18 protein-coding genes, 2 tRNA genes and 1 other annotated feature are annotated in these 20,289 nt (G+C 48.5%); of the genes, 6 read left to right on the forward strand and 14 right to left on the reverse strand.

From position 1 onward, the window contains the following. Positions 1-229 precede the first annotated feature (229 nt). The 3 genes from clpB to rluD all read right to left on the reverse strand — a co-directional run bounded on the left by clpB (position 230) and on the right by rluD (position 4,722). Complete coding sequence (clpB, locus tag AYY17_RS11710) at positions 230-2,803, reverse strand: ATP-dependent chaperone ClpB (protein ID WP_067423907.1); 2,574 nt, start codon at positions 2,801-2,803, stop codon at positions 230-232. Between the two features lie 185 nt (positions 2,804-2,988). Then, complete coding sequence (gene yfiH, locus AYY17_RS11715; RefSeq protein ID WP_067423909.1) at positions 2,989-3,735, reverse strand: purine nucleoside phosphorylase YfiH; 747 nt, start codon at positions 3,733-3,735, stop codon at positions 2,989-2,991. A gap of 9 nt (positions 3,736-3,744) precedes the next feature. Beyond that, on the reverse strand, positions 3,745-4,722 hold the full coding sequence (rluD, locus tag AYY17_RS11720) for a 23S rRNA pseudouridine(1911/1915/1917) synthase RluD (protein WP_067402120.1): 978 nt from the start codon (positions 4,720-4,722) through the stop codon (positions 3,745-3,747). A 138-nt stretch (positions 4,723-4,860) separates the two neighbouring features. On the opposite strand from rluD, the gene bamD reads away from it, so the two are divergent. The 4 genes from bamD to epmA all read left to right on the forward strand — a co-directional run bounded on the left by bamD (position 4,861) and on the right by epmA (position 8,792). Then, positions 4,861-5,595 carry an outer membrane protein assembly factor BamD gene (bamD, locus tag AYY17_RS11725; protein ID WP_067423911.1) on the forward strand — a complete coding sequence of 245 codons (735 nt, stop codon included), beginning with the start codon at positions 4,861-4,863 and terminating at the stop codon, positions 5,593-5,595. Positions 5,596-5,906: 311 nt separating this feature from the next. Beyond that, entirely contained in the window at positions 5,907-6,251 is a 345-nt protein-coding gene (raiA, locus tag AYY17_RS11730) for a ribosome-associated translation inhibitor RaiA (RefSeq protein ID WP_067423912.1), read from the forward strand. Between the two features lie 122 nt (positions 6,252-6,373). Beyond that, positions 6,374-6,495: a sequence feature (Phe leader region), on the forward strand. 30 nt (positions 6,496-6,525) lie between these two features. Beyond that, the gene (gene pheA, locus AYY17_RS11735; protein WP_067423914.1) at positions 6,526-7,677 is read left to right on the forward strand and encodes a bifunctional chorismate mutase/prephenate dehydratase; all 1,152 of its coding nucleotides are present in this window, start codon (positions 6,526-6,528) and stop codon (positions 7,675-7,677) included. A 137-nt stretch (positions 7,678-7,814) separates the two neighbouring features. Continuing rightward, complete coding sequence (gene epmA, locus AYY17_RS11740; RefSeq protein WP_067402108.1) at positions 7,815-8,792, forward strand: elongation factor P--(R)-beta-lysine ligase; 978 nt, start codon at positions 7,815-7,817, stop codon at positions 8,790-8,792. A 71-nt stretch (positions 8,793-8,863) separates the two neighbouring features. On the opposite strand, the gene tyrA is transcribed toward epmA, so the two are convergent. The 7 genes from tyrA to ffh all read right to left on the reverse strand — a co-directional run bounded on the left by tyrA (position 8,864) and on the right by ffh (position 15,095). Beyond that, positions 8,864-9,985, reverse strand: coding sequence for a bifunctional chorismate mutase/prephenate dehydrogenase (gene tyrA / locus AYY17_RS11745; RefSeq protein WP_067423916.1), 1,122 nt, complete (start codon positions 9,983-9,985; stop codon positions 8,864-8,866). Positions 9,986-10,004: 19 nt separating this feature from the next. After that, positions 10,005-11,099 carry a 3-deoxy-7-phosphoheptulonate synthase gene (locus tag AYY17_RS11750; protein ID WP_067423918.1) on the reverse strand — a complete coding sequence of 365 codons (1,095 nt, stop codon included), beginning with the start codon at positions 11,097-11,099 and terminating at the stop codon, positions 10,005-10,007. Between the two features lie 474 nt (positions 11,100-11,573). Further along, entirely contained in the window at positions 11,574-11,927 is a 354-nt protein-coding gene (rplS, locus tag AYY17_RS11755) for a 50S ribosomal protein L19 (RefSeq protein ID WP_067402101.1), read from the reverse strand. A gap of 60 nt (positions 11,928-11,987) precedes the next feature. Continuing rightward, a complete protein-coding gene (gene trmD / locus AYY17_RS11760) occupies positions 11,988-12,740 on the reverse strand; it encodes a tRNA (guanosine(37)-N1)-methyltransferase TrmD (RefSeq protein WP_067402099.1) in 753 nt (250 codons plus the stop codon). Between the two features lie 40 nt (positions 12,741-12,780). After that, positions 12,781-13,329 carry a ribosome maturation factor RimM gene (rimM, locus tag AYY17_RS11765; RefSeq protein ID WP_067402096.1) on the reverse strand — a complete coding sequence of 183 codons (549 nt, stop codon included), beginning with the start codon at positions 13,327-13,329 and terminating at the stop codon, positions 12,781-12,783. Between the two features lie 18 nt (positions 13,330-13,347). Beyond that, positions 13,348-13,596 carry a 30S ribosomal protein S16 gene (gene rpsP, locus AYY17_RS11770; protein WP_067367409.1) on the reverse strand — a complete coding sequence of 83 codons (249 nt, stop codon included), beginning with the start codon at positions 13,594-13,596 and terminating at the stop codon, positions 13,348-13,350. Between the two features lie 137 nt (positions 13,597-13,733). Next, positions 13,734-15,095, reverse strand: a complete 1,362-nt coding sequence (gene ffh / locus AYY17_RS11775; protein ID WP_067423920.1) for a signal recognition particle protein — start codon at positions 15,093-15,095, stop codon at positions 13,734-13,736. 183 nt (positions 15,096-15,278) lie between these two features. Between ffh and AYY17_RS11780 the strand changes: the two genes are divergently transcribed. Both AYY17_RS11780 and AYY17_RS11785 read left to right on the forward strand, forming a co-directional pair. Then, positions 15,279-16,070, forward strand: a complete 792-nt coding sequence (locus tag AYY17_RS11780) for a cytochrome C assembly family protein (protein ID WP_067402090.1) — start codon at positions 15,279-15,281, stop codon at positions 16,068-16,070. 134 nt (positions 16,071-16,204) lie between these two features. Further along, on the forward strand, positions 16,205-17,497 hold the full coding sequence (locus AYY17_RS11785) for a CNNM domain-containing protein (RefSeq protein ID WP_067423922.1): 1,293 nt from the start codon (positions 16,205-16,207) through the stop codon (positions 17,495-17,497). A 65-nt stretch (positions 17,498-17,562) separates the two neighbouring features. Here the strand turns inward: AYY17_RS11785 and luxS are convergent, their stop codons facing one another. The 4 genes from luxS to AYY17_RS11805 all read right to left on the reverse strand — a co-directional run bounded on the left by luxS (position 17,563) and on the right by AYY17_RS11805 (position 20,264). Continuing rightward, a complete protein-coding gene (gene luxS / locus AYY17_RS11790; protein WP_067423924.1) occupies positions 17,563-18,078 on the reverse strand; it encodes an S-ribosylhomocysteine lyase in 516 nt (171 codons plus the stop codon). 164 nt (positions 18,079-18,242) lie between these two features. After that, entirely contained in the window at positions 18,243-19,802 is a 1,560-nt protein-coding gene (gene gshA, locus AYY17_RS11795) for a glutamate--cysteine ligase (protein ID WP_067423926.1), read from the reverse strand. A gap of 277 nt (positions 19,803-20,079) precedes the next feature. Next, a tRNA-Arg gene (locus AYY17_RS11800) sits at positions 20,080-20,156 on the reverse strand. A 28-nt stretch (positions 20,157-20,184) separates the two neighbouring features. After that, positions 20,185-20,264, reverse strand: a tRNA-Arg gene (locus AYY17_RS11805). Positions 20,265-20,289 lie beyond the last annotated feature (25 nt).

Consider the following 20,289-nt stretch of genomic DNA (forward strand, 5'->3'; position numbering starts at 1 on the left):
TTCAACTTTTTTCGCTTTTCTCTACTGTCGGCGCGCTTGTCAGCGTGTTGTTCCGTGTCAGTGAGGGCGCATTATAGGGAGTTTCTGTCTGACCGCAAGGGCTAATTTCAATTTTTTTTCTGTTTGCTTAAAAATAAAACAAAACCCCGTACTCATGCTTATTTTAACGTCAGAATGAACAAAAAAGGGGCGCTTTCGCGCCCCTTTTTTGGGTAATGCTGTTTTATATTTATTGTTTCGCGGTTATCACACCATCAACTAAGTCCAGAGTGACAGGTTTACCCGGAATCAATTTACCTGACAACATAGCCTGCGCCATCGGGTTTTCGATTTCCTGCTGGATAGCCCTTTTCAAAGGACGCGCCCCGTAAAGCGGGTCAAATCCGGCTTCAGCCAGTTTATCCAGAGCACTCTCAGTGATCGAAGCCTGATAACCATGCTCTTCCAGGCGTTTATACAACCGTTTGAGCTGGATCTGTGCAATTGCATGGATCTGCTCTTTTGCCAACGGATGGAATACCACCACATCATCAATACGGTTGATAAACTCAGGTCTGAAGTGATGAGATACCACTTCCATGACCGCACCTTTCATTGCATCGTAATCCAGTTCACCAAAGTACTCCTGAATGCGATCAGAACCTAAGTTAGATGTCATAATCACAACTGTATTACGGAAATCGACGGTACGCCCCTGTCCGTCAGTCAGTCGTCCGTCATCCAGCACCTGTAATAAGATGTTGAAAACATCCGGATGCGCTTTTTCAACTTCATCGAGCAGGATCACAGAATAAGGCCGGCGACGAACAGCTTCGGTCAGATAACCACCCTCTTCATAACCGACATATCCCGGAGGCGCCCCGATAAGCCGTGCCACAGAGTGTTTCTCCATAAACTCGGACATATCAATACGCACCATCGCGTCATCACTGTCGAACATGAAATCAGCCAGCGCTTTACATAACTCCGTTTTACCCACCCCGGTCGGCCCCAGGAACAGGAACGAACCAATCGGACGATTAGGATCTGATAACCCGGCCCGGCTGCGGCGGATAGCATTTGATACAGCTTCGACCGCTTCATTCTGCCCAATCAGCCGGCTGTGCAGCATCTGCTCCATACGCAGCAGTTTCTCACGCTCACCTTCCAGCATGCGGGAGACAGGTATCCCGGTCCAGCGCGCCAGAATTTCTGCGATTTCCACATCCGTCACTTTGTTACGCAGCAACTTCATTTCTTTATCTTCAACTGAATTTGCTGCCGCCAGTTGTTTTTCCAGCTCCGGAATAGCGCCATACTGAAGTTCTGACATTTTGGTCAGATCCCCGTTACGGCGGGCTTGTTCCAGTGCGGTTTTTGCCTGTTCCAGTTCAGCTTTAATATTCTGAGTGCCGGAGAGTGTGGCTTTTTCCGCTTTCCACTCTTCTTCCAGAGACGCATATTCACGCTCTTTCTCTGACAACTCCTGCTCAAGCATTTCCAGACGTTTTTTACTGGCATCATCAGACTCTTTTTTCAGTGCCTGCTGCTCCAGTTTTAACTGAATGATACGACGGTCAAGTCTGTCGAGGGATTCCGGTTTGGAGTCCATCTGCATACGCAGACTGGCGCCCGCCTCATCAATCAGGTCAATTGCTTTGTCCGGTAACATACGATCCGAAATATAACGGTGCGATAATGTTGCCGCCGCAACGATAGCCGGATCGGTTATCTGCACATGGTGATGCAGCTCATAACGTTCTTTCAGACCACGCAGGATAGCGATGGTATCTTCAACTGTCGGCTCTGCCACATAGACTTTCTGGAAACGGCGCTCTAATGCCGCATCTTTCTCTATATACTGGCGATACTCGTCCAGGGTCGTCGCACCCACACAGTGCAGCTCACCACGGGCCAGTGCCGGTTTTAACATATTTCCCGCATCCATAGCACCGTCCGCTTTACCGGCGCCGACCATGGTATGCAGCTCATCTATAAAGAGGATGACGTTACCTTCTTCTTTAGATAACTCATTCAGCACGGCTTTCAGGCGCTCTTCAAAATCACCGCGGTATTTGGCACCCGCCAGTAACGCCCCGAGATCCAAAGAAAGAACGCGTTTATTTTTCAGTCCTTCCGGTACTTCGCCGTTGACGATACGCTGAGCCAGTCCTTCCACGATGGCGGTTTTACCGACACCGGGTTCCCCGATAAGCACAGGGTTATTTTTCGTTCTGCGTTGCAGTACCTGGATGGCACGGCGGATCTCTTCGTCACGCCCGATAACCGGGTCCAGTTTGCCGGACTCCGCACGTTCAGTTAAATCAATCGTATATTTTTTCAGGGCCTGACGCTGATCTTCCGCGCCCTGGTCATTTACATTTTCACCATTACGCATAATGTCGATAGCCTTCTTCAATGTAGTTTTATTAATACCGGCTGCTTTTACTATGTCAGCTAATGAGCTGTTACTCTCTAAAACAGCCTGAACAAATATTTCGGATGCGATATACGCATCATTTTGTTTCTGTGCTATTTGGTCACAGATATTCAGGTGACGAATTAAATCATTCGAGGGTTGCACATCGCCGTCAGCCCCCTGCACCTGCGGTAAACGATCTACAGCTTCATCAATTTTCTGATTCAGTTGTGCAATATTCGCCCCGGCTGATGTCAGTAACGGACGCACAGACCCGCCTTCCTGATGTAAAAAGGCTGACAGTAAATGAGTGGGTTCAATAAATTGATTGCTGTGCCCGACCGCGAGGGACTGAGCATCGGCAAGCGCTTGCTGGAATTTATTCGTAAAACGATCCAAACGCATAACACCTCCCAAAAGTGGCTTTGAATTTTTGCTAAGTACTAAATGAGGACTTTTGTCAAATATTCAAGTCAATTTTCGAAAAAATAGCAAATATTATGCGTATACCTAACATCATTCAGGATGCAGGCAGGCTCGGCGCCGCCAACAAACCTGCAAATTGAATGAATAAGGGTAAATCTGAAACGTTATGACTGATGAGGCGGGGTGATCCAGATAAAAGACGCCATTCGTCCGGTGCGGGCATCACGACGATAAGAGAAAAAACGCGCCGGGTCACTGACGGTACATTCGGTACCGCCGTAAATGGCGGGCACGCCCTGTTGCTCAAGGCGCTGACGGGCAAGCCCGTAAATATCCGCAAGATATTTATCACCACGGGGAATAAAAGAAGAAGCCGCCTGCGGGGAGTGCGCGATAAAGGCCTCACGGACTTCAGCGCCCACTTCAAATTGCTGCGGGCCGATAGCCGGTCCCAGCCACGCCATAATCTCTGATGGTGCGGCAGAAAAACAGGCCAGCGTGCTTTCCAGCACACCGGCACACAAACCCCGCCAGCCGGCATGTGCACCGGCAACTTCGCGCCCGTCACGGGAGCAGAACAGTACCGGCAGGCAATCGGCTGTCATAATGGCACACACTTTGCCCGGCGTGCGGGTATACACCGCATCCGCTTCAGGCCCGGGCGGTGTGGTGTTATCTAATACCGCAACCGCTGTGCCGTGAACCTGATTAAGCCAGAACGGCGTATCAGGAAACCCGGCGGATATCGCCAGAATCTCCCGGTTACGGGCAACATCTGCGGGCGAATCACCGACATGCAACCCCAGGTTTAAGCTGTCAAACGGCGGCTGACTGACACCGCCCCGGCGTAATGTACTACACGCAGTAACTTGTGCAGGAACCGGCCATTCAGGAGTGAGCAGTGCTGTCATTGTTATTCCTTACCAGTCCATATCGTCCTGATGGGCTTGTGCATCCGCTTTCAGAACGGCAATAAGTTTCACCATATCATCAGGGATCGGCGCATGCCACTCCATCTGAATACCGGAAATCGGGTGATAGAGACGCAGCATTGTTGCATGCAGTGCCTGGCGGTCAAATTCACGCATCTCATCGCGGAATTCATCACTTGCCCCTTTAAGAGGACGCGGACGCCCGCCGTACAGTTGATCCCCCACCAGCGGGTGATTAATATACGCCATATGTACGCGGATCTGGTGAGTACGTCCGGTTTCCAGACGCAGGCGCAGACGGGTATGGGCACGGAAGTGCTCCATCACACGGTAATGTGTTACCGCCGGTTTACCCATCGGGTTTACTGCCATGTGAGTACGTTTTGTGGAGTGACGCGAGATAGGCTCTTCCACTTTGCCGCCGGCGGTCATGCGCCCGGTTGCCACTGCTTCATATTCACGGGTGATTTCCCGTAACTGAAGTGATTCCACCAGACGGGTCTGTGCCGGAACTGTTTTTGCCACAACCATAAGGCCGGTAGTGTCTTTATCCAGACGGTGAACAATCCCCGCACGCGGTACATCCGCAATTTCCGGATAGTGATACAGCAGCGCATTCAGAACGGTGCCGTCCGGATTACCTGCGCCCGGATGGACAACAAAGCCGCGCGGCTTATTGATAACCAGGATGTCATCATCTTCATAAACAATGTTCAGCGGCAGATCCTGCGGCAGGAACCGGACATCTTCTTCGATCAGCGCATCAATACTGATTTGCTCTCTGCCCAGCATTTTTTCTTTCGGTTTATTGACAAGCTGCCCGTTAACCTGAACTCTGTTATCTAAAATCCACTCTTTTATGCGTGAACGTGAATAGTCAGGGAACAATTCCGCTAAAGCCTGATCTAAACGCTGACCGAGCTGAGAATCATCAATAGTTGCGGTAAGTTGTATTTCTTGAGCCATATTTGTCTCTGTATCTGAAAGTTATATTTTGAACGGCAAGACCGTTTCATTTAAACTATGTGCTATTGTATCGCGATCGCTACCGGGAGCGACAACGGAGTGCTCCCTAAAAAATATTCAGAGGATAATCAACACGTGATGATACGTATGAAATATCTCGTGGCTGCAGCCACGCTAAGCCTCATGTTGTCCGGCTGTTCCGGTAACAAGGAAATTCTCCCGGATGCATCCCCGTCAGAGCTTTACGCTGTCGGTCAGGAGAAATTACAGGACGGTAACTATAAAGGGGCAATCACGCAGCTTGAGACCCTCGATAACCGTTTTCCTTTCGGCCCGTATTCGCAGCAGGTTCAGCTTGATCTGATTTACGCCTACTACAAAGCCGGCGATTTACAGATGGCACTGGCCTCGATTGACCGCTTTATGCGCCTGAACCCGACACACCCGAACATCGATTATGTCCTGTACATGCGCGGTCTGACCGCACAGGCACTGGATGATAACATGCTACAGAGTTTCTTTGGTATCGATCGTGCAGACCGTGACCCACAAAACGCACGCGTGGCATTCCAGGATTTCAGTCAGTTACTGCGTTACTACCCGAACAGTATCTATTCAACTGACACAGCAAAACGTCTGGTTTTCCTGAAAGACCGCCTGGCTGCCTTTGAGCTGGCCGTTGCGAAATTCTACACGAAACGCGGGGCATATGTCGCGGTGATTAATCGTGCTGAGCTAATGCTGCGCGATTATCCGGATACGATGGCAACACGTCAGGCGCTTCCGCTGATGGAAAATGCCTATAAAGAGTTAGGGTTAACGGCAGAAGCCGGAAAAGTTGCACAATTAATTGCGGCCAACCCGAAAAACTGAGTTCATTTTACTCATTTGATTAAGAAACCACCGGCCTGCCGGTGGTTTTTTTATGTCCGGCATCAGCACTTCGCCCATAAAAAATGGCTGTCCGTTTTCTCTTTGCAAAGAATACGCGATCAGCCAACTTATCAATCATGCACGATTCCCTTCACCGCCGCAAGTTGTATCATCCGGATTCTCTATCCGAATCACAAAAATATAACGTCTTGAAAAAACTAAAAAATAATAGTGACGGCGATCAATTTTTTCTTGTCAGCATCCACGTACTCTGTAGTTCAACAAGACGGATGTAACAAAGAGAGGTCACTATGAATGTGAATATCACCAGCAAACAAATGGAGATCACCCAAGCAATACGGGATCATGTTGAAAGCCGTCTGGATAAGCTGAATAAATGGCAGGTTCCTTTAATCAATCCGCATATCATCCTGGCGAAAGATCCGCAGGGTTTTGTGGTTGATGCCACTATCAGCACACCGAATGGAAATTTAGTTGCCAGTGCAAAGCATGCTGATATGTATGCCGCCATCAATGACCTGTTGGCAAAATTAGAACGGCAACTGAATAAAGCGCAGCACAAAGGCGAAGCCCGCCGTGCTGACAGCAGCGTCAAAGAAGCAGACTTCGAATCTGACGCGGAACCAACAGAATAAAAAATATAATACGTTTAGTTTTGTCTCTGCGCGCCCTCCGGGCGCGTTTTTTTTAGTTGACACCCGGGCGTACATCGGGTTAATTGATTCATATCACCTGACATAACGGATAAACCACTGACCATGATCCTGCGTAACTGTTTCTTCCTTTTCTTTTTTAACTTCTGCTGACGAGGCTTTTTGTCGTTCGGGAAAGAAAACGAAGACGCACATAAAAGCCTCCCTCTGCGGAGGCTTTTTTATCGCCGGAAAGTCAGTTTTTTGAGGACGGAATATGAATGACCTTTTAGCCATACGGGAACACATCAGTCAGTTAGATGCACAGTTATTGGATCTGCTGGCTAAACGCCGTCAGCTCGCCGCCGCTGTTGCACAGACAAAATTGCAGGACAACCGTCCTATCCGCGATAAAAACCGCGAACGCGAACTGCTGGATGTGCTTATCCGCAGGGGAAAGACCGCAGGATTGGACGGATTTTATATCACCCGCCTGTTCCAGCTGATTATTGAAGACTCGGTTTTAACCCAGCAGGCGATTTTACAAAAACACCTGAACCAGACACCGGATAACAGTGCACGGATAGCTTTCCTCGGTCCGAAAGGTTCCTATTCACATGTTGCTGCACGCCAGTACGCAGCCCGTCATTTTGATCATATGACTGAATGCAGTTGCCGGAAATTTCGCGATATTTTTGAATTAATTGAAAGCGGGCAAGCCGATTACGGCATGCTGCCGCTTGAAAATACCAGTTCCGGTGCGATTAATGATGTCTATGATTTACTGCAAACCACCCCGCTGTCGATAGTCGGGGAATTGCGTCTGCCGGTAAATCACGGGTTGCTGGCACTGCCCGGGACAGATCTCACGGCGATCACCACTGTTTACAGTCACCCTCAGCCTTTCGAGCAATGCAGCCAGTATCTGAACCAGTTTCCACAGTGGAAGATTGAATATTGTGAAAGTACCGCTGCGGCCATGAAAAAAGTCGCGGCACTGGGGCGCCCGGATGTTGCGGCACTCGGCAGTGAAGCCGGTGGCGTGCTTTATGGTTTACAAGCTATAGCCGATAACCTGGCGAACCAGCAGACCAATATGACGCGCTTTATTGTGATAGCCCGCCACCCTATTGATGTCGCCGAACAGGTTCCGGCAAAAACTACGCTGCTGATGGCGACCGGACAACAGGCCGGCGCCCTGGTTGATGCACTGATTATCCTTAAAGAACACAATATAGTAATGAGCAAACTGGAATCGCGTCCTATCAACGGCACACCGTGGGAAGAGATGTTTTATATTGATGTTCATGCCAACCTGCGCTCTGTCGGTATGCAAAAAGCACTGAAAGCGTTACAGGCTATCACCCGTTCTGTCAAAGTACTCGGCAGCTACCCCGGTGAGCATGTACCGCCAGCCTTAATCGACTGACTGATTATTACTGCGCAGGATGGTACCCCTGTGCAGCCAACGAACCTGCGGCTTGAATGAATAAGGGTATATCCATTTGTCACCACCAGAGGTTACAGGTAAACTGCACCCTTTATTTTTATTCGGAGTTCTCCGGCATGAGTGATATTGCGGGCTGGCAGCCGACTGCCCCGATAGCCAATCTATTAAAACGCGCAAAAATTGTTAACGAAATCAGACATTTTTTTGCAGACAGAGGTGTATTAGAAGTCGAAACGCCGACCATGAGTCAGGCGACCGTCACCGATGTCCATCTGCGTGCTTTTGAAACACAGTTTGTCGGCCCGGGAGCCGCACAGGGATTAACTCTTTATCTGATGACCAGCCCTGAGTACCACATGAAGCGGTTGCTGGCAGCGGGAAGCGGCCCTATTTATCAGATGGCGCGCAGTTATCGTAATGAGGAAGCCGGACGTTATCACAATCCGGAATTTACCCTGCTTGAATGGTATCGTCCTCATTATGATATGTACCGTCTGATAAATGAGGTTGATGACTTACTTCAGCAAATTTTAGAGTGTGAAAGTGCTGAATCGTTATCCTATCAGCAGGCTTTTCTCCGCTATCTGGATATTGATCCGCTGACAGCCGAAAAAGAAAAACTGCGTGAAGTCGCGGCAAAGCTGGATGTCAGTAATATTGCCGATACGGAAGAGGATCGCGATATCCTGCTGCAATTGCTGTTTATGGTAGGTGTGGAGCCACATATCGGGCTGGAAAAACCGACCTTTGTTTACCACTTCCCGGCAAGCCAGGCATCTCTGGCGGAGATCAGTTCTGAAGATCACCGTGTTGCCGAGCGCTTTGAGGTGTATTACAAAGGTGTCGAACTGGCAAATGGTTTCCGTGAACTGACTGATGCCGCCGAACAACGTCAGCGTTTCGAACGGGACAACCGTAAACGGGCAAGTCTGGGTCTGGCGGAGCAACCTATTGATGAAAATCTGCTGGCTGCCCTTGAGCATGGTTTCCCTGAATGTGCCGGTGTTGCACTCGGCGTCGATCGTCTGATTATGCTGGCACTGGGTGCTGAGCGGATCAGTGATGTAATTGCGTTCCCGGTTGATCGCGCTTAGTTAACACGTCAACGTACGTAAAGTAAAAAGCGGATGATATCATCCGCTTTTTTATTTCGCGCTGAATAGTATCAACGTCTGCTGTCATTCGCCTGCGGTAATAACCGGTTGCTCTCTTTCATAAAGTGCTGTGCGTGCTCACCAAACCACTCACTGACCGACGAGAATTGGGCGATAAATTCTGCTTTGTCCCGGTTTTCCAGCACCAAAAGCGCCTCACCAAACTCGCGGTGATAATCTTCAATCACATCGAGATTACTTTCTGAAGACATAATAATATCTGCATATAACTGCGGATCCTGGGCAAACAACCGCCCGACCATCACCAGCTCAAGCCGGTAGATAGGCGATGATAACGACAATAGCTGCGAAAGATCGACGTTTTTCTTTGCCAGATAACGGCCGTAAGCAAAACTGGTAAAGTGGCGCAGAGCCTGGATATAGCGCATATTACGATCGTGCTCATGCGCTTTTATGCCCTGTAAATGTGCGCCCCATACGGCAATTTGCTCAAGAAACCACTGGTATTGCTCCGGATAACGACCATCACAAAACGCAACCACCTGCTTGGCGAAGCTACTGACATCCGGTCCGAACATCGGGTGCAATCCGAGCACCGGTCCGCTGTGAACCGCCATCATTGCCTGTAACGGCCCTTCCTTGACAGAGGTAAGATCAACCAAAAGGCAATCATCTGCCAGCGGAGGAAGCTGCTTAATTACCTGCTCTGTCAGGTGGATAGGCACACTGATGATTACCATGCCGGCATCCTGAACCAGCTCAGCTGCATTATCCCAGTCTCCGCTGTCCAGGCTGCGGACCGTATAACCGGACAGTTCCAGCATCCTGCGGAACAACTGCCCCATTTTGCCGTTACCGCCGACAATCACAACCGGGCGGGCATGCTCATTGAGTTTTTTAAAGCCCTTATCATTCTCACGGGAATAGGATTCCCGCATGATCCGGCGCAGAATATCCTCAATCAGATCCGGCGGAACACCGAGTGATTCAGCTTCCCTGCGCCGGGATGCCAGCATTGCGGCCTCCCGGTCAGGCGCATAAACCGGCAGTCCGTGCTGACTTTTCACCTCACCGACATCTGCCACTAATTGCAGACGCTTTGCCAGCAATGTCAGCAACGATTTATCGACTTCATCAATTTGATCACGTAAATGTGTTAATACGCCGGACATACTGCCTACCCTGTTTTAGTTATCCTGCCTGCTGTAACCGGACGACGCGCTTTGTCAGTTCCGGGGTAATTTGCTGATGTAACTGACGCAGCACCGCTTCTGTGGTTTCCCAGCTGATGCAGGCATCCGTGACTGATACGCCGTATTTCATGGTATTACGCGGCTGTTCAGAGGATTGATTGCCTTCATTAATATTACTTTCCACCATAATACCGGTGATGGAGCTGTTTCCCGCACAAATTTGTTCTGCGACAGACTCAATCACTACCGGCTGGCGGCGGTAATCTTTATCTGAATTGCCATGGCTGCAATCCACCATCAGAGAAGGTACCAGGCCCGCTTTTTCCATTTGTGCCTCACACTCCTGCACATCTTCCGGATGGTAGTTAGGCTGTTTTCCGCCGCGCAGGATCACATGTCCGTTCGGATTACCCTGTGTCTGTAACAGGCAAATTTGCCCGGATTGATTAATACCCATAAAGCGGTGTGGCATTGAGGCCGCTTTCAGTGCATTAATCGCGGTACTCAGACTGCCGTCAGTTCCGTTTTTAAAGCCGACCGGCATAGATAACCCGGATGCCATTTCGCGGTGTGTCTGAGATTCCGTGGTACGCGCACCAATCGCAGACCAACTGAATAAATCCCCCAGGTATTGCGGGTTATTCGGATCGAGTGCTTCACCTGCCAGCGGCAGTCCCATCTGAACCAGATCAACCAGCAGTTTACGGGCAATGTGCAGCCCTTTTTCCATCTCAAAAGAACCGTCCATAAACGGATCACTGATAAGCCCTTTCCAGCCCACGGTGGTCCGTGGTTTCTCAAAATAGACACGCATCACGATATACAGGCTGTCACTCAACTCAGCAGATAATTCTTTCAGACGACGCGCGTACACCAGTGCGGCCTCCGTATCATGGATAGAGCACGGACCGCAGACCACTAATAAACGGGGATCACGGTGATGAACAATATCCGCGATCGTTTTACGCGCATTTGCAATGGCATGCTGGTCGTTATGACTCAACGGGTACTTTTGTTTCAGCTCTTCCGGTGAGATTAAAATAATTTCATCACTGATATGTACATTATTGAGTGCATCTTTTTGCATGATCATGGTGTCTTCCTGCTGAATTTTACAAAAAATGGATTACGTGTTGAATGTCTGAGAAAACACCATAACATCCTTCGTAAATAATTCAATCCGAATATGTAAAATATTTATCATTTCGTACATTTTTAATTACATTATTTATTTTTTAGTTTAAAACACCAGCCGGTAGTTATCTTTACCTATAAAAAAAACAAAAAAACAAACAAACACATCACCATGATAAATAACATAATTTATTCGAAGCAAACAAATTAAGGTAATGACGTTATCTGTACATTGAAAAAAGGCAAAAAGCGACACGATGTAAATAAATATTTACGAAAAATAAAGGAATTAAGAAGAGAACAACAGAGGATAACAACGAAAAATTGTCAGACAGAAAAATAAAATATTACCACGGTGCAGAATCCTGTGGAATAACGATAAAAAAGGCCAGCACGTGGCTGGCCTTTTATTATCATATCGGATGCTTGCGCATTATCTTGCGTTCAAACGCTCTTTAATACGAGCTGCCTTACCTGAACGCTCACGCAGGTAGTACAGTTTAGCACGACGAACGGCACCACGGCGCTTAACGCTGATGCTATCGATAACAGGTGAGTGAGTCTGGAATACACGCTCAACACCTTCGCCGTTAGAAATTTTGCGAACAGTGAATGCAGAGTGCAGACCGCGGTTACGGATAGCGATAACCACGCCCTCGAATGCCTGCAGACGTTTTTTAGAACCTTCAACGACCCATACCTTAACTTCCACGGAATCACCCGCACGGAATGAAGGTACGTCTTGCTTCATCTGCTCATCTTCGATCTGTTTAATAATGTTGCTCATAATAAATCTCTTACCCTAGGTAAACTGATATTTCAAAAGACATCCCGCAGGACGTCCGGATTAACTAGTTGCTCCGGTCTGATATTCCCGTTGGAAATCAGCCAGCAACATCCTTTGCTCGTCAGTCAGAGCTAGGCTTTCCAGAAGTTCAGGTCTTCTGAGCCAGGTGCGACCGAGTGACTGTTTCATACGCCAGCGATCAATTTCTGCATGGTTGCCCGACAGTAAAACCGGCGGAACACTCATACCATCCAGCACCTCAGGGCGGGTGTAATGCGGGCAGTCAAGCAAACCATCAGCAAATGAATCTTCTTTTGCTGATGCCTGATGTCCGAGGACACCCGGTACAAAGCGCGACACCGCATCAATCAGTGTCATCGCAGGCAGTTCACCGCCACTCAGCACGTAATCCCCGATTGACCATTCTTCGTCAATCTCGGTTTGAATCACGCGCTCATCAATCCCTTCATACCGGCCGCAAACAAGAATCAGCTTCTCACTTGCTGCCAGTTCACAAACTCCCTGTTGATCGAGTTTGCGCCCCTGTGGCGAAAGATAAATCACTTTCGCATTGTCACCTGCGGCAGCTTTTGCATCATGAATGGCTTTGCGCAAAGGCTCAACCATCATCAGCATGCCCGGACCGCCCCCGTAGGGCCGATCGTCCACAGTATGGTGCCGGTCATGCGTGTAATCACGCGGGTTCCAGCAATCAATACTGATCAGGCCATTTTTTACTGCCCGGCCGGTCACTCCATGCTCGGTTATTGAGCGGAACATGTCAGGAAACAGGCTTATAACCCCAATCCACATTTTTGTATCCAACTCAAATCAAAAAACCATCACCGGAGGTTTAAAAACCGGGATCCCACTCAACTTCAATCAGTTTTGCCGTGAGATCAACTTTCCTGATAACCTGCCCGTCAAGATACGGAACTAACCGCTCTTTCATACCAAAAGCATCTTTCAGATTTGCTTTAATTACCAGAACATCATTCGACCCGGTTTCCATTAATTCAGTCACCGTGCCGAGATCATAACCGCCGGTTGTCACAACATGGCAGCCCATAAGGTCTTTCCAGTAGTAATCCGTGCCGTCTAATTCCGGTAACAATGCACTATCAACCACAATTTCTGCGTTGATTAATGCATTTGCTGCATCTCTGTCGTCAACCCCTTTGAGTTTGACGATCATATCCTGGTTGTGATTTTTCCAGTCTTCCGGTTCGATGTGTTGCCACACGCCGGCACGCTGAATAAACCACGGCTGGTAATCAAAAATACTTTCTGCATTTTCGGTGGAAGAAAACACTCTGAGCCACCCTTTAATACCGTAACAAGATCCGAGTTTGCCCAGAACAATAGGGTCAGCCGGTGCCTGCGTATTAGTGTGCTTGCTCATTGTTACCACCGTGACAGATTAAGCTGCTTTCTTAGCGTCTTTGATCAGTGCAGCAACACGATCAGAGACAGTTGCACCCAGACCGACCCAGTGTTCAACACGGTCTAAGTCTAAGCGCAGAGTTTCAGCCTTACCAGCAGCGATAGGGTTGAAGAAACCAATGCGTTCGATGAAACGACCGTCACGTGCATTACGACTGTCGGTTACGACTACTTGGTAGAACGGACGCTTTTTTGCGCCGCCACGAGCTAAACGAATTGTTACCATAACATCCTCATTGAATTTATAAACAACCAGACACCATCGAGGAATGGTGTCCGGTTGTCATAGAAAAAGCCCGAAAAGTTTACTCACTTTGGCGTAAAAATCAATCTAAAGTGATTATTCTTTGTGACTTTCTTTGTTTACCGCCCCATCATACCCGGCGGCATCATCCCTTTCATGCCCCGCATCATCTTCGCGAGGCCCCCTTTTTTCATCTTTTTCATCATGCGCTGCATGTCGTCAAACTGCTTGAGTAAGCGGTTAACATCCTGCACCTGCGTTCCGGAACCCGTTGCAATACGGCGCTTGCGGGACCCTTTGATAATTTCAGGTTTGACGCGCTCTTTCTTGGTCATGGAGTTAATCATTGCTTCCATTTTAACCAGCACGCTGTCATCCATCTGCGATTTCACCGCATCAGGTACCTGAGACATACCCGGCATCTTGGTCAGCATACTTGCCATGCCGCCCATGTTACGCATTTGTTTCAGTTGTTCGAGAAAATCGTTGAGATCAAACCCATCGCCTTTCTTCAGTTTTAAGGCCAGTTTTTCAGCCTGGTCGCGGTCAACTTTGCTCTCAATATCTTCAATCAGAGAGAGAACATCGCCCATCCCCAGGATACGTGATGCCACGCGATCCGGATGGAACGGCTCAAGTGCATCCGTTTTTTCACCGACACCCAGGAATTTAATCGGCTTGCCGGTAATGTGGCGGATAGACAGTGCGGCACCGCCGCGTGCGTCGCCGTCCACTTTCGTCAGGATAACCCCGGTCAGCGGTAATGCCTCGTTAAAGGCTTTTGCGGTATTCGCAGCATCCTGCCCGGTCATGGCATCAACAACAAACAGTGTTTCAACCGGCTTAACCGCGGCGTGCAGCGCTTTGATTTCATCCATCATGCCTTCATCGACATGCAGACGACCCGCGGTATCCACCAGCAGGACATCAAAGAATTGCAACTGTGCATGTTTCAGCGCTCTATTGACGATATCAATAGGTTTTTCTGAAACATCAGACGGGAAGAACCCGATATCCACCGTTTCTGCCAGTGTTTGTAACTGTTTAATCGCCGCAGGGCGATAAACGTCAGCTGACACCACCAGAACTTTTTTCTTGTGCTTTTCTTTCAGTAATTTACCGAGCTTTGCTACGCTGGTTGTTTTACCGGCCCCCTGCAAACCGGCCATCAGTACAACGGCTGGCGGCTGAGCAGATAAATCAAGGGCGTTATTTTCTTCGCCCATTGCCGCAACCAGTTCGCCCTGAACAATTTTGACGAATTCCTGGCCCGGAGTCAGGCTTTTATTAACGTCATGGCCGACTGCGCGCTCTTTAACACGATTGATGAAATCCCGCACAACCGGCAGGGCAACATCGGCTTCCAGAAGCGCCATGCGGACTTCGCGCAGCGTCTCTTTAATATTGTCTTCCGTCAGTCGTCCGCGACCACTGATATTGCGCAAGGTGCGCGAAAGTCTGTCAGTTAAATTATCAAACATGTCATCGACTCTGCCAAAACTGAGCTAAAAATAGAAAAGATGGCGGTGATTATAACACGGGCTCATGCAAATCAGTGAACCGATTTACGTAAAGTATCGTGTAATCATTGGAGTGCCAGGCAGGCTGCGGTATACTGAAGTATGAATTTTGTTTCATTTCACTGACTGAATAATCACAACACCATGCCTGAGATATCTGTAGTTGCAATAAGCGCTTACCTGTTAAGTCTGGTATTACTGGTGCCGGGTCTGCTCCGCTATCACCGCGGCTACCGGCGGCTCGCGCTGTTTTTCGCCGTAATCGCCCTGGCAAGCCATGGTATGGCGATTAAATCACAGATTTTTCAGGGCGTCGGCCAGAACCTGACTCTGCTCAATCTCGGTTCTGTGGTCAGTTTAATGGTCTCGGTTATCATGACGGTTGTCGCCCTTCAGGGACGCGCCTGGTTTCTTATCCCCATCGTATACAGTTTTTCGATGATAAACCTTGTCCTGGCAACCCTGATGCCGGGCGAATTTATTACGCATTTACAGGCCAGTGTCCCTCTGTTTGTCCACATTGGCCTTGCTCTGCTCAGTTTCGCCACGCTGATTATTGCTGCTCTCTACGCCATGCAACTAGGCTGGATGGATCACCAGCTGAAAAATAAACGCCTGAAGTTTACGCCGGATATGCCGCCATTAATGGTTATCGAACGTAAGATGTTTCACATCACTCAGGTTGGTGTTGTCTTGCTGACCCTGACACTCGCGACAGGTATTGTCTTTATGGATAACATCTTTGATAAAGATAATATTCATAAATCCCTGCTGTCGATGGTTGCCTGGTGTGTGTATATCGTGCTGCTGTGGGGGCATTATCATGAAGGCTGGCGCGGCAAGCGGGTTATCTGGTTTAACTTTGCCGGGGCATTTATTCTTACTCTCGCCTTTTTCGGACACCGTTTATTTCAGGAAATTATGTTGTATGCGTAAATAACGCATTCACTAAATCTATTATTTCTATACCCAATGTCATTCAGGATACAGGCAGGCTGAGCACAGCCAACAAACCTGCAGTTTGAATGAATAAGGTATATAAGCTCATCACATGAGGAAGGAACACCGCTGTGGAGCACGTCTCAACAAGCACTCTGATTATTATTCTCATTTTTTTAGTATTAATTTCAGCGTACTTTTCTGCATCAGAAACCGGCATGATGACAATCAACCGGTACCGCTTACGTCATATGGCCAAACAGGGAAACCGATCTGCTCTGCGTGTCGAAAAACTGCTGAGTAAACCCGATCGCCTGCTCAGTCTTATCCTTATCGGCAACAACCTTGTCAATATCATTGCTTCCGCGCTGGGAACCATCGTCGGTATGCGTTTGTACGGTAACGCCGGCGTAGCGATAGCCACGGGGGTACTGACGTTTATTATCCTGATTTTTGCTGAAGTGATGCCGAAAACTATCGCCGCACTTTATCCGCAGCAGGTCGCATTTCCCAGCAGTATTCTGCTGCGTCCGTTGTCAAAAATTTGTCTGCCGGTTGTGTGGGGCTTTAATGCCATAACCTTGATTCTGATGCGCTGTATCGGTATCCGCGGAACCGTTATCCGCAGCGATGCCGTCTCCAAAGAAGAACTGAAGACCATAGTTAATGAGTCCAAAGGTAAGCTCTCCCGCCGTAACCAGGACATGCTTATCTCTATTTTGGATCTCGATAAAGTCAGTGTTGATGAAATCATGGTGCCGCGTACCGAGATTATTGGTATTGATATCAATGATGACTGGAAATCAATTCTGCGCCAGCTCACGCACTCCCCGCACGGACGGATAGTGCTCTACCGCGATTCTCTGGATGATGCGATAGGCATGCTGCGTGTCCGTGAAGCTTACAGGCTGATGATTGAGAAGCGTGAATTCACCAAGCAAATGCTTATCAAGGCCGCGGATAAAATCTATTTTGTACCTGACAGCACCCCATTAAATCTCCAACTGGTTAATTTCCAGCGAAATAATGAGAAGGTCGGGTTAGTTGTTGATGAGTATGGTGATATTCAGGGGCTTATCTCTGTGGAAGATATCCTTGAAGAGATAGTCGGGGATTTCACCACCTCGATGTCACCGTCACTGGCAGAGGAAGTGCGCCAGTTACCGGATGGCACAATGCTGATTGAAGGCACGACAAACATTCGTGAAATCAATAAAGCACTGGGGTTATCTCTGCCCGAAGAAGGTGCGCGCACCATTAACGGATTATTGCTGGAAGAGCTCGGTGATATTCCGCAGCTGAATACCAAAGTCAAAATCGGCCGCTATCAGTTTGAAGTGACTGCCATTGGTGAAAATGTCATTAAAACCGTGAAAGTCACCCCGCTGGCACATTTAGAGGCAAATATCGCTGCTGATATCTGAATAAGCCCGAAAAAAAACCTGCGGTCTGATACTCCGCAGGTTTTTTTCTGTCTGGTGAAGCAAGATTACGGGTGCAGTTTTTCTAACTCATCGTCAGTTAACAGCAGATCGTCGTTCTTGTTTACACGCACATCGCGTTCAATGATATTTTTCGCAATCTGGTGCGCTTCATCAAGTGAATGCATTTGATACGTCCCGCACTGATACAGATTCAGTTCCGGGATTTTCGCCTGGTCATGTACCGCCAGAATGTCTGCCATTGCCGCTTTCCAGGCTTGTGCAACACGGGTTTCTGATGGTGCGCCAATCAGACTCATATAAAATCCGGTACGGCAGCCCATTGGTGAGATATCAATGATTTCAACACCATTGCCGTTTAAATGATTACGCATAAAACCGGCAAACAAATGCTCCAGTGTATGCGTTCCTTTCTCCGGTAAAATTTCTTCGTTAGGAACACAGAACCGCAAATCGAAAACAGTAATCGTGTCACCACCCGGTGTGGTCATGGTTTTCGCTACGCGTACCGCAGGTGCCGCCATACGTGTGTGGTCTACTAAAAAACTATCCAGTAAAGGCATAATTCCTGCTCCTCTTTTTTTTTGTAAAAAAAAACCGAACGAATGAAACTTTTTATAAATACGCTGGTCTGATGTAATGAAAGACGCGCAATTTGTTATCATCCCTATTCTCTGAGATATTTTTTTGGCCACATATTTGTGGCCATTTTCTTATCTGTCAGAGACTAACGACCGCCATGCAGCGCCAGATACTCATCAAAACTCAACGTATCGCTCTCTTCCATCGCTTTTTGCTTATCAACAGAAGCCTGCCGCTGTTCTTCAAAGTCAGTTTCACTGATCACTTCATACGGCTCGTGGCTCAGCTCATCGTAGTACCTGTCCGCTAATGCCAGACCATAACTTCCGATACCCGATTCTTTTATCAGCGCCAGCATACGGCCCGAGAACGTCAGTTCCGGATCGTCAAACTGTGCTGTTAATGCTTCGCACACTTCGCGGTAATGTGTAGCTGAACAGGAATCTAACACATCTGCAACACGCAGAAGGTCATTAAACAGTGCGTGACCTACTTTTTGCAAGGGTTGTTTTTCACGACCACAGCCAATCCCGATAACCTGACCCGGTTTCCGGCCTTCCAGAATCACACGATTCCAGTTATGGCGGGCGCAGGCAAGCTCATCGGCACTCATTTCCGGTGCATCTGCCAGTACACACCAGATAAGGAACAAGTCGAGGAAACGGATCTGAGTTTCATCCACACCGGTTGCAGAGAACGGGTTGATATCCAGCGCACGGACTTCAATATATTCAACACCACCGCGCTGCAATGCATCAGAAGGCGACTCATCGCCTTTCTGGACACGCTTGGGCCGGATAGGTGCATAGAACTCGTTTTCAATCTGCAACACGTTAGCATTGATCTGAAGGTGTTTTCCGTCTTTGGTTAATCCCATCGCGGCAAATTCTTCAGACGGGATCTTAATTGCATTCTTCAGTCCGGCGACATAAGTGTCCAGATGGTTGAAGGTGATGTTCAGATCACTTTGTGATTTATTGGTATACCCGAGGTCACTTAAACGCAGTGACGTGGCGTACGGCAGGTATAACGCGCCTTTGGGTAATGTTTCAAACGGCAGATTAGTTTCACGTCCGCGCAGGAAAGAACTGCAGATTGCCGGGGATGCACCAAACAGATACGGAATAACCCAGCCAAAACGGTAGTAGTTGCGGATCAGGCGGAAGTAACCATCTGAAATTTTATCTTTGCCATCTTCTTCGCCGGTAACACCACTCCATGCCTGCCAGAATTCCATCGGCAGAGAGAAGTTGTAATGCACACCTGAAATAGTCTGCATCAGCGCGCCGTAGCGGTTTTTCAGGCCTTCACGGTACAGGGTTTTTAAACGTCCCGCATTTGAGGTGCCGAACTGCGCCAGCTCAATGGCATCTTCTGAATCAATAAAGCACGGCATGCTCAGCGGCCACATACGCTCATTTTTCAGGTGACGGGCTGTGTAGCGGTGGACATCACGCAGAAACTTCACTGTGTAATCAATACGCGAGTCAACCGGCGTAATAAATTCCAGCAATGATTCAGCGAAATCTGTCGTGATCCACTTATGGGTTAATGATTTGCCTAAGCCGTCCGGATGACCGGTACGCGCAAGGTGGCCATCGGGTGTGACACGAAGTGTTTCGCGCTCAATACCACGATTGATGCCTTTCAAAATTCGGGGGTGCGTCTCTAACCATGAGAGCGCTTTAGATACATCCGGGATCAAATCGACCTCCCGTGCTGATAATTGATGTTATTCATAAGAAGGATACTTTATCGCAAAGGCGGGATCTTGTCGCTGTGATTCAACGTCCCCCACACAAACGGGAAAACAGAAAAGACAGCAATAACGATGCGTTATCCCAATTACACGCAATTATGACCCGCTCAGTTTAAGAAGCCTCTGAGGGTTCAGATAATGAGTATGACGTAAAAACGGATACGATTCAGTGACGGGAAATGCAGGAAACAAAAAACCCCACTCATTGAGTGGGGTTTTTATATGGTGCACCCAAGAGGATTCGAACCTCTGACCGCTCGGTTCGTAGCCGAGTACTCTATCCAGCTGAGCTATGGGTGCGAAAGCGTTTAATAAAAGAAAATTAAGATGGTGCACCCGACGAGGATTCGAACCTCTGACCGCTCGGTTCGTAGCCGGGTACTCGTATCTGAGCTGAGCTACGGGTGCAGTGCATATCATTCTGTTATTACAA

Source organism: Morganella psychrotolerans, from assembly GCF_001676055.1.
GTDB classification, from domain to species: Bacteria; Pseudomonadota; Gammaproteobacteria; order Enterobacterales; family Enterobacteriaceae; genus Morganella; species Morganella psychrotolerans_B.